Source organism: Flavobacterium sandaracinum (assembly GCF_004349135.1).
In the GTDB taxonomy this organism is placed as follows: domain Bacteria; phylum Bacteroidota; class Bacteroidia; order Flavobacteriales; family Flavobacteriaceae; genus Flavobacterium; species Flavobacterium sandaracinum.
On sequence record NZ_SMFN01000005.1, the window covers coordinates 199,761 to 210,627 of the forward strand.

Below are 10,867 nucleotides of genomic sequence, written 5' to 3' on the forward strand. Positions count from 1 at the left end.
TGTGTTTTAATTATCATCGAATTCAAAATCAACTTTTGGATAATAATCTTTATAATTTAGATTTAATATTTGTCTTCCAGGAACATTCTTAATTAAATTAAAGTCTGAAATAAGGGTAATATTTTTATTTGTTTCTGGATCTATTTCTGGATTTAAATCCCATTTTAAGCCTAAACTGGAAATACTATTAAGAAAAAGTAGAGATTGTTCATAATTAGACAATTGAGCTCGTAAAGTTTTAGCATAAAAATATTTTTCTTTACCTCCAAGATTATGTTCATTATATAGAAATTTATATGATTGAAATAAATGCCTGTAATAATGTCCTAATCTATGCTGATGACCTCCATAATATTTTTCAATAGAAAGATTTTCGAAAAAATTTATGTGCTTTAAACGGTAATCATAACCTTTGATTCGACGATTTAAATAGATGACATCAAAAATTAATTTTATTTCTTCAACATTTAATTTGATAAAATATTTCCAACAATTATATCTTTCTTCACTTTCTTTTTTTGGTTTTAATTTTAAAAAAGTAATTAACTTTGTATAGAAATCATCTTTAAATTTATGCTTGAATTTATTCGATAGGTAAGCCTCACTGTCTTTTGCTACTCCAAAATATAAAATTGTATATGACAAATCAATCAAAGCAAATTCATTTAAATCTATTTTTAAATCATTTTTATTAATTATTGATAGTAATTTATTTCTGTGGTTAGCTGTAAGAAAATTTTCTCCATAAATTTTATGAAACTTTTTAACTTCGGCATAACATTCTTCGAATTCTTTATAAATTACTCTAAATACTTTTCGTCCTTGAGATAATTCCATTTTTGTTTTTCCAAACTTAGTATAATTTTGATCAGATATATTTTCTCTATGTAATCTAATCAAATCAAAAAATTTAGTTTCGAAACTTGATAAATATTCTCTTTTTCTTTGATCCTTTAAATCATTTTTTTGTTGTTCGTTTGCTTTGAATTGAACCCAAAATGCAAGAAATGTTAATACTGCACCTGCAATACCGATAAAGGGACTTGTTAAACCGCCAATAGTATCGCCAATCGGTCCCATATCACTAAACTCATAAAAAAACAATTTATCTCTTATCCAATATGGAAAATATAATATCATTATAATTACTACTAAAAAAGGAATGAAAATTGTCCAAAATTTTCTATCAAATGTTTTCATATATTTTAAATTAATCCAACTTCTCTCCTAAACAACTTCCCCAAAACATCTTCTGCAACTTCCAAAGCCCCATCGCAATTATTAAAATGAATTTCATTTTGAAACAATGGCCATTTTCCCGTTTTTTGCCTAACTAAGTAGACTAATTCTCCTTCAACAGCTTCTACAAAACTTCTTTCTTCGTCAGACGTTTCATCAAATATTACAGCCAAAACAATTAAGTTTCTTACAGGATTTTTTACTTTATCAAACCATTTGTATCCTTTATAACCATTACGAGCTATATCATTATTTATTTGTAAAAGTTATATGAATTGCAACTTCTTTGAAAGCGAGTTTTAATAGAAGTATTAGCTTCGCCTACATAAAGAATTTCACTACCATTACTTATGATATAAAGCTTTCTTCTTTCTTTTAAAAGAGCTTTACCTGCAGTTGGTAATAGTCTAATATTACAAGTTGCATCTTCATTGTCTACTATTTGAAGGTGATAGGTTTCTATTAACAATGTCATCAGATTTTATCTATCATATTCTGAATTTTTTTAATGTTTTCAACGGTAGAAGTCATATCTAAAAAATTAGCAGTATTAGTTTTTATATAAGGTTCAGATAGTGCTGCAACAGTCATTGAATTACCAATCCTACCATTTTGATGAATTTTAATTTGATGGTTCCTTGCAGTAGGATAAAGTAAATCCCTAAAATGTGTCCTAGTTTTTTCTGCATTTTCTCTTTTATCAGGAGACATTTTAAAGCAGAATTTGCTGTGCTCTAACTGTAAATAATAATTATAGCCAATTGTGTCATCTACTTTATTCCAACCCCAATGCCACCAAAACCCTAAAAATCCACCGTTCATTTGAGGGACATAATCCCATTGGCCATCTCCAATTTCTTCTTGTAATGCCATATAGAACCCTTTCCAACTATCCCAATGCCATTTATCTACAGGTAAATGCAAGTAACTTTGGACTGAATTTTCGATTCCTTGTAAGTGGTTTTTAAAATCATTGAAAATTTCATTTTGGATTCCTTTTTGGCTCCCAAAGTTCAAAACCTCCAAGAAATCATTTCTTAGAAATACCTTATAGCCAATTTTTTGAATGTTTTTATAGTTACTTTGGTCACCAGTTTTAAAATATACAGGATAAATATTTTCAATTGGATACTTTCCTTGCAGGATAGTATAATATCTTTCTAATTGACCACCATGATTCTTTGTGTGAACTTTATCCTCAATCAGAATAACATTCGTATCGTCAATTATACATATTATATCAATATTATTTGATTGTTTTCGAATTTCTATTTTTTCGAATTTATCAATAGCTCCATTTGTCAATTTGTTTATTAGAAACTTTGAAGTTTCATAAAGGTCATTTGATTCTTTATGATCTGCCCAACTCAAAAGCCAGCATATAAATGCATCTTGACTTAACTCTGACGTTGCCCACTTAAAAATATTAGGTTTCAATTCTTTCATTATTTATAAAATTTAAACCAATTTCCCCTCAAACGCCTTTTTCAATATACTCTGTCTCAAAGCCTCGGCTTGTAGTAAACTTTGATTGATGCTTTCCTCCATTTTATCCGCCACACTCAATCGGCTTTCGATTTCTTCGACGATGCGGTGTTGTTCTTCCAATAGTGGAAGTGGAATCTCAAACTCTCTCATTGATCTTAATGAAACATTTTTAATTGTAGTTCCAGTAGAATTTTTAATTGAATAGTTTGTAAATCTCGGGCTTGTTATGATATATCGGATATAATATTTATTAATCTCATCTTTTACATTAAAGTAACAGGCACTTTTGCCTAAAATTACGGGTTCATTATTATAAAAAGCAGTGTAACCTAGTGATCCGTTAATGGAAACAAAAATGGTTTTGTCATTTAGTTGCTTTTTATATTTCTCAAATTCCGATTTAGAAACTTTTTTTGTGTTTGCTTTTATTTCAATTTTACCATCCGATAAATTATTGCCGTTTATAAAGAAATATTCTCCATTAACATCATAATTTGGAGTTCCGTGTAAACCATCACCTAAAAGAGTTGTAATATCTTTAATAGTTTTCCATTCCCACCCTTTCGGCAAAACCCCATCCTTTACTTTTTTATTAGTTAACTTCCCTTCAAAAGCATATTTCAACACGCTTTGACGGTAGGTTTTTAATTGTTGTTGTGCGAGTTTTAAGTCTTCTATACCTTTGTCTAATTCGCTGAATAATTCTTCTATTTTGGAGACAATGAGTTGTTGGGTTTCGAGGGAACATATTACCATTTTTAAAACTTGGAATTTACTCTTGTTGAGTAATGGTAAGGTTGTAGCCGAAGCATTATCCTTAATCTGTTTTTGAAAATTTAAACTAATCGCTTGGTAATAAATGAATTTTGGTAATGAGTTTTCATTTGGAATAATTGCGTTAATCTGTTGATTAAATCCACCACCTTTTTTTAGAAAACCTGTTTTACCAATTGTTGCACCAATACAGGTAATAAGAGTAGAATTTTCTGGAACATATCTTGCTTTATCAACACCAAGTTTTGTTAAACCGTCATTTGATTTAAAAACGTTCAAACCCGCTGCTAAGTCTGTTGGTTTATAAAATGGATATTCATCACCATAGTATTCAGAAATTGCTTTACTTGGAGTTGTTCCTGTTTCGATTTTTGCAATTTCAGAGATAGAGACCCATTTCCAATCTTTCGGTAATTTATTCTGTGTCATTCAAGGCAATTTGTTAATAAGTTGTATGTTGAGTCAAATAACAGTCAAATAAGAAACAACAATAAATATAGGGGTTCGGTAGTGTTAGTTTGTTTTTTTGAAAGATTCAATCAAATAAAACTAATCCATTTTTTCAAACTCTTTTCGGGATGTAGCTCTAAAAGCAAAGGGGGTTTTATTTTTTTTGACAATTTGTTTGATATCTTCCCATTCGGTAACCAGCTTTTTGACCATATCCCAATACGAAAAACCATTTTTGGAAGGTGGATTTAAGAACAAAATACCAACACCGCTTTCTATATATAATTCTCGTTGGTGTTTTTGTGATTGTATTCTAAAATCTTGGGTAATTACGATTCCTTTTTCGGCACCTACTTTTGGTATCCAATCTTCGTCTTGCGCTCCTTTGCCAAAAACATCTTTAATTGAAAGCACTTGTATCTCAATACCATCTCGCAAATTTTGAGGTTCTTGCAACAAATTCAAGCCGTGTGCTAATTGGCTAGGCATATTTTCATCGATATAGATTTTGTACTTTTTTATCATTAAGCTGCTTTTTTATGAAATAAAATAGCATCTTTTACTTCCACTTCAGATATTTCATAAAGGGTTGCAATAAATGAAATAGGCTCTTCGGCTAAATACATTCTATAAATAGCTTCGGATTGAATGTTTGTTCCATCTAAAATGGGTTGTCCAAATTTTCTATGCGGATCGCAAACAATTTTGTGTTCCTTGCCCAAAGGCCAAAAACGAGAAGCTAACATTTCATTGTCAAAATCGAGATTTTTGAAAAACAGTTTTATAATATCGAGATTAAATTGTTTGCTTCCGTCTAATGAAATAGTATCTCCATTTAGACGCAAATATATTTTTGATTTGTCAGTATTGATATTGTCCAGAACTTCTTTATTTGCAAAAGGGAAATGGGTTTGGTAAAATTGTGAAAGCTCTTTGTGGGCCTTTAAAACCTCCCTTGTTTTTACGCCTGCTTCTGCAAATTGCATCATTACATAAAACTCTATTAGTGTATGAAAACCTACAGCACGAGTATTACCAACAGACCACGAATATTGTTGTTCATAACATTTTCCTAAGTCGCCATCCCAGTATTTAGTGATCCATTTGTTTACTTTATGATAAGGCACACGAAGAATCTGCGCAATTTCTTGCGTAGTAAAAATTCCATTGCCTAACTGTAACTGATTTTCGAACATTTCTAATTTTATAGTTGTTACAAATTTATAACTTTTAAGCTGCTAAAACTTTGTTTAATTCATTAATAATTCCCCGAATTTATGAGCCAATTTCTGTAATTCTTATCAATGTTTATCCAATATTCAGCCGATGTTGAAAAAATAATGGAGAGCTTTTTTGCAAATGATGCTGCAATTGGTTCTTTGTTTTCCATAACTTTATCTAATTCTTTTTGAGAAATTTCTAATTTTTCCAATAACAAATCATTCGACCAATTTCTATTATTCCTTTGTTCTTGAATAAAGTAAATGATTCCAAATTTCATTTTAGGGATTAATTCTTTTTCTGTTTTCATATCTCCATCTTTTAAGCTGCCAAAACATCATTCAACTCATTAATAATCGCATCGGTCTCTTCGCCAAACAATTGCCACATTTTACTCAAACCGCCTTCGGCATTGAAAGGGCTGAGATCAAAATCGTCTCTATCGATATGAAAACTGTTGGCTACATAGTCTTTCATCATTCGTAACCATTGCATCTGCGGTTCGGTAAAGGCGTTGTGTTGTCCTGCATTTTTCTTGAAAATCCAATCTTGAAAATTCTTATCCACCGTTTTGTCATAAGCGGTAAGCGTAGTATCAATGCCACTCACACGGCGAATGAGGGAAACCAAGGCGATCAATTCGTTTTTGGCAGAACCATTGGTTTTTTCTAGTTGCTCATACGCACGCCAAACGGATAAAGGCGCTAGAAGTGGTTTTTCGGTTTTAAGTTTTTCGCACAAATCTTTGATCATTTTATACGAGAACTCCCTGCGGCGGTAATCTTGCGCATAGAAAATTTGCAAGGCGGTAATTTCGTCTTTGTTGCTTTCTATCCATGCTTTAAAATCGGTAATCGTATTGCTGGCAACCACTTCTTGGTCTTTTACCCAACCAATATTGGTTATGCTGTCCATATTGACTACATCAATAATCTGGTCGTATTTCTTGCGAATATCTACTATAAAATCACGTAGGTCAGGATTGTGAAAAACTGCCACGGCATCGTCTATTAATAGCTGTGTTCCTTTGGCGATAGCAGCTTCAATTTCAATAGGCGCTTGCCCTTTTAGATCGGTTTTTACTTGCTGTTCTACTTTCTCAATCGAGTCTGGATCATGAGCGTTGAGTAGTTGTTTTACGATATGATTGATGGTAAAACCATTGGCTTGCTCGGCAAATTTTAGTTTGTCTTTCTCAGATAGTTGGCGCTCCAAACGAATCAAACGATTGGCGAGGGTGCTCAACATATCCTCAGAAGTATTTCCCATAGCGATGTTTTGCAAAACATCTTTCAAGGAAACTCCAGGTGCTTTTTCTAAAGGACGGCTGTCTGTTTTTTGAGAACTTTCGACACCAATGGCATCGATAATCACAAAATGGTCTTTGCTGAATTTGGCCGAAGGTGTTCCTTTGGCTTTCAGTTCTTCGATAGAACAAGTTCGAGTACCTCGTCCTTTCATTTGTTCGTAATAGCTGCGGCTTTTTACATCACGCATAAACAACAACACTTCGAGCGGACGAATATCGGTTCCCGTTGCAATCATATCAACCGTTACCGCAATACGTGGGTAATAATCATTACGGAATTGCTGTAAGACTGATTTTGGGTCTTCGAGGCTTTTATAGGTTATCTTTTTACAGAATTTATTTTCTTCTCCAAATTCCTCTCGGACGATTTCGATAATGTCTTCGGCATGGGAATCGGTTTTGGCGAATATGAGCAGTTTTGGCACTTCAAAAATTCCGTTTTCGTCCACACGATCGGGAAACATGGCAGGCAAATTGTCTTTTACCGCTTTGATAATCGTGCGAATGGTACTCGGGTTGACAATATCTTTGTCTAATTGTTTGCCACTATATACTTCGTCTTCGTCAATTGCTTCCCAAAATTTCTTTCGAGTGAGGCGCTCGCGTTTATCTACTTTTTCGCCTAGCTTGATGACGCTTCCTTCTTTGGTGATTTGGGTTTCTATCGTAAAAACGTTGTAGGGAACCAAAACACCATCGATAACAGCTTTTTCATAACCATAATCGCAAACTAAATTTTGGTTAAAATACCCAAAGGTTCTGTTGTCTGGCGTTGCTGTTAATCCAATTTGGAACACATCAAAATAATCTAAAACTTGTTTCCACAAGTTATAAATACTGCGGTGGCATTCATCAATAACTACAAAATCAAAGAACTCAATAGGCACTTTTTCATTATATCCAACTGGCACGGCAGTTTTGGGTTCGAATGTTCTTTCGTTTGGGTTTTCCTCTTCGGCACTTTCGTCCAATTCGGTTTCCTTTAAAATAGAATACATCCTTTGAATGGTACTAATATAAACCTGACTGTCATTTGGAATAAAAGAACTGCTCAAACGAGTCACGCCATACAATTCTGTAAACAAGCGGTTGTCTTCACTAGCGGTATAGGAACGGAATTCTCCTTCGGCTTGTTCGCCTAGGTTTTTGGTATCTACCAAAAACAGAATACGTTTGGCTTTGGAATATTTTAATAATCGATAAATAAAGGATATTGCCGTAAAGGTTTTGCCAGATCCCGTCGCCATCTGAATCAAAGCTTTTGGTCGTTGGTCTTTGAAAGATTTTTCTAAATTGGTAATAGCTGTAATTTGACAATCACGCAAACCATCAGTAGGTAACGAAGGGATATCGTGTAAACGTGCCCGCAAAGTTTTGGATTCTTTTGACCATTGCAAAAAAGTTTTTGGTCGATGGAAAGTAAAAACTGTACGTGAACGTGGTTTTGGATCTCTATAGTCAGTAAAACGAGTGATTTCGCCCGTGCTTTCATATACAAAAGGCAAGGGGTCGTTGTTTAATAATCGTAGTTTGGCATTAGCATATTGTGAAGATTGCTCCTCTACAGAAGTTAGATGTATGCCTTCTTCCTCCCGTTTTGCTTCGATAATTCCGATTGCTTTTTTATCTACAAATAATACGTAATCGGCTGGACCAATATCGGTTTGGTATTCGCGTATAGCAATTCCTAATCCAGCAGCCAGATTCAATTTTTTCTTATCCTGAATGATCCATCCACAAGCTATTAATTGCTTGTCGATGATGTCTCTTGCTTTTTGTTCGGGATTTTGGTTGAGCATGAAATTTAACTGAAATTTTAATTTGGACTAAAGATAAAAAAATAGTTGGTTTTTTACCTATAACCAAGCTATGTAAATAAGATTTTTCTTAAACGCAATAGTATGAAAAATGTTTTTATAGTTTTTTTTAATTGCTAATTGAATGACTAAAAATTTAGAGATTAAAAAAATGAAAATGCTTAATGGCTTGACACTATTTTTTTAAACCTCATAAATGATTTTTTAATAACAATCTGCTAATTTTCGTCTCTTTACCATGCGACTTGCGATATTCCTGACCAACAGTTTCTAAACTAATAACTGCGTATCCTTGATCATATAATTCATCCATATCAGAAGAATGCTTTAAGTCTTGAATATCAGTTAGCCACCTGTTATATTCGCAACAAACAGCAAATCCAACTTGGTGAAAATAACTTTCATTTTTGAAAATCATTAATTCATTGTATAACTTTTGAATTTGTATTTTATTTTGAATCAAAATTTGTTCATCGCTTTTGTTTAGACTACTATCTTCAAGATTAGATGAACTTGATATGTTATTTTCCTTATAAATAATTTCATTTATTTTTGTGATTTTTAGTTGCGCATCGGAGTAATCGCTGCTGCCCATTTCAATTTTTTCAAGTAAAAAGAGAGCATTATCATAATGTCCTAAATTTATTTCTTTTTGCGCTTTTTCATAATCAGTCATACAGCCAGTTAAGAGAAAAGCTGTTAGTAGAAGGAAGTAATTATTTTTCATTTTTTTTTAAATTTTACTAGATCAATTTGATGTTAAATTATTAAATTGTTTATTCCATCCGTCATTTTTTTCTAACTTGACTAAACTAAAATTTCGATGTACTACTTTTTCACCCTCTAAGTCTTGTAAAAAAAATATTGATAGTTTGTTTAAGTACTATTTATTTGTAAAACTATAGGTTAACGATTTGTTTTTACTTTTGAATCTTTGATAACCGAGATCGCTAATCCGATGCCTACAATTACATCCACTATATTCCATATCATTCTGCCAAATGCTATTTTGAAAAAGGGTTGAAATAAAATTGCTAAGGAGATATAGATAAATAGTTCGTTTTTGTTGTTATGCTCATTTGCTGAATACGCTAAATAGGCGAACCCTACCATTGCTGCAAAACGGACGAATTGGTAAAAGCCGTAGGGCATGTTTAGGAGACAGAGTAGGAGTAAAGTGGCTAGAACTATCTTAATTATTATGTTATTCATTTCAAGGATTGTTTAGATTGATATGTTCAAATGTGTACTTTTTCATCAATGTAGTGCCAGACTCAAGCAGAACCCATTTTATGGGCAGTTTATTGTTTAGTATTAATTATCTAATTCGTTTGTCTATTTGTATTAATAGCATTCTCTCTTCTTTTAGTTTTTTTATTGTGATAGTCTTTGTAACGGCCATCGCTCTTTGTTCTTATATCGATATTTATCGTATTTACTGTAGTAATAGTTCTAAGCGATTCTTAAAATTCTCTTATAGTAATAGGTATATACCTTTCACCTATTCAATATGAGTCTTCAAACTGTATCAATGGATTGATCGTATTTTTCGGTCTTACGTAAAAAAACTTCATCCGTAGACATAGTGGATTTTATTTTTGAAATACGGTTGGCCACATTCCTATTATTCTTTTCTTAACCAACCCATGATGCGATCACTATCTATTTTCCATTTGTTATTTTTCTTTAAAAGTTTAAATTTCTCTCTTGAACCGCTAAACGGTCCCGGATTTTGCTGGATTATTTCTATTTCATGATTCGTAACATTAGAGATAATTGCAACATGTCCATATTTATTAAACACTGTTCCGCTAAATATTACCAGATCATTTATTCTGGGAATTTTTAGACTTGGATTTGTGTATTGAGACAGATTCCGATCTTTGTTTCTTTGGCCGTCTTTTAAACCTTTATTAAAGAAGTCCTTTGCATTGCCATAAGTATTTGGCATTCTATGATCCAAATACTCATAGTAGTACCGTTTTACAAATTCAACACATTGGTATTTTAAACCAAGATTATATCCGTCTGAGGTTTTATTGCGACCCTTTACGTTTCCTATACTTCCATTATAATAAACAGAAACTCCGTTAAGATTATCAATGCGAGTACCAAATTTCCGCGGTGGTTTTTTATCACTACTATTACAACTATAGATTATTACAATGCTTAGCAGTCCTAATAAAAACCGTAGATAGTGAACTCTTTTAAAAATAAGTGTATTCATGTAGAATTTGGTGCTATTTTATAAATTACGTAACTGTAAATACTTGGATATGCAAATAAAAAGTGGAGTTTAAGTTAAGCGACATTTTTGTAATTATTGGTTTTAGTGTTAAATTCCATTATCGTCAGGTATTTCAAAGCTGAATGTCTTCTTTTTTGATTGTACCAGACTTCTATATATTCAAAAACTTGAAGTTTCATTTGCTCTTTAGAGATCAGTTTATTTCCATAAATTAATTCTGTTTTTAATGATTTGAAGAAGCTCTCAGCTACTGCATTATCCCAGCAATTTCCCGCTCTACTCATGCTTCGAGTTACCTTATATGAGTCTAAAACATTTGCA

At 32.3% G+C, this 10,867-nt stretch carries 12 protein-coding genes; all 12 read right to left on the bottom strand.

Annotation, left to right across the window (positions count from 1 at the left end; translation table 11 throughout):
• Positions 1-6: 6 nt before the first annotated feature.
• Positions 7-1,200 (bottom strand): putative phage abortive infection protein, encoded by a 1,194-nt coding sequence (locus E0F91_RS06405; protein WP_132065490.1) that lies wholly within the window; start codon positions 1,198-1,200, stop codon positions 7-9.
• A 5-nt stretch (positions 1,201-1,205) separates the two neighbouring features.
• Positions 1,206-1,412 (bottom strand): hypothetical protein, encoded by a 207-nt coding sequence (locus E0F91_RS06410; protein ID WP_132065491.1) that lies wholly within the window; start codon positions 1,410-1,412, stop codon positions 1,206-1,208.
• A gap of 301 nt (positions 1,413-1,713) precedes the next feature.
• Positions 1,714-2,685, bottom strand: a complete 972-nt coding sequence (locus E0F91_RS06415; RefSeq protein ID WP_132065492.1) for a PD-(D/E)XK nuclease family protein — start codon at positions 2,683-2,685, stop codon at positions 1,714-1,716.
• 12 nt (positions 2,686-2,697) lie between these two features.
• The gene (locus tag E0F91_RS06420) at positions 2,698-3,930 is read right to left on the bottom strand and encodes a restriction endonuclease subunit S (protein WP_132065493.1); all 1,233 of its coding nucleotides are present in this window, start codon (positions 3,928-3,930) and stop codon (positions 2,698-2,700) included.
• 120 nt (positions 3,931-4,050) lie between these two features.
• A complete protein-coding gene (locus E0F91_RS06425; RefSeq protein ID WP_132065494.1) occupies positions 4,051-4,476 on the bottom strand; it encodes a PIN-like domain-containing protein in 426 nt (141 codons plus the stop codon).
• Positions 4,476-5,147: a DUF433 domain-containing protein gene (locus E0F91_RS06430; protein ID WP_132065495.1), complete on the bottom strand. Its 672-nt coding sequence runs from the start codon at positions 5,145-5,147 to the stop codon at positions 4,476-4,478. Before E0F91_RS06430 ends, E0F91_RS06425 begins: the two co-directional genes overlap by 1 nt.
• Before the next feature lie 62 nt (positions 5,148-5,209).
• Entirely contained in the window at positions 5,210-5,482 is a 273-nt protein-coding gene (locus tag E0F91_RS06435) for a hypothetical protein (RefSeq protein WP_132065496.1), read from the bottom strand.
• Between the two features lie 11 nt (positions 5,483-5,493).
• The gene (locus E0F91_RS06440) at positions 5,494-8,280 is read right to left on the bottom strand and encodes a type I restriction endonuclease subunit R (RefSeq protein ID WP_132065497.1); all 2,787 of its coding nucleotides are present in this window, start codon (positions 8,278-8,280) and stop codon (positions 5,494-5,496) included.
• Between the two features lie 208 nt (positions 8,281-8,488).
• Positions 8,489-9,025: a hypothetical protein gene (locus tag E0F91_RS06445; protein ID WP_132065498.1), complete on the bottom strand. Its 537-nt coding sequence runs from the start codon at positions 9,023-9,025 to the stop codon at positions 8,489-8,491.
• Positions 9,026-9,204: 179 nt separating this feature from the next.
• Positions 9,205-9,510: a DUF6804 family protein gene (locus E0F91_RS06450; RefSeq protein ID WP_132065499.1), complete on the bottom strand. Its 306-nt coding sequence runs from the start codon at positions 9,508-9,510 to the stop codon at positions 9,205-9,207.
• Positions 9,511-9,922: 412 nt separating this feature from the next.
• Positions 9,923-10,525: a CHAP domain-containing protein gene (locus E0F91_RS06455; protein ID WP_132065500.1), complete on the bottom strand. Its 603-nt coding sequence runs from the start codon at positions 10,523-10,525 to the stop codon at positions 9,923-9,925.
• 74 nt (positions 10,526-10,599) lie between these two features.
• Positions 10,600-10,867 (bottom strand): IS3 family transposase (locus tag E0F91_RS06460; protein ID WP_165930099.1); only part of this gene is annotated, 268 nt, incomplete at its 5' end.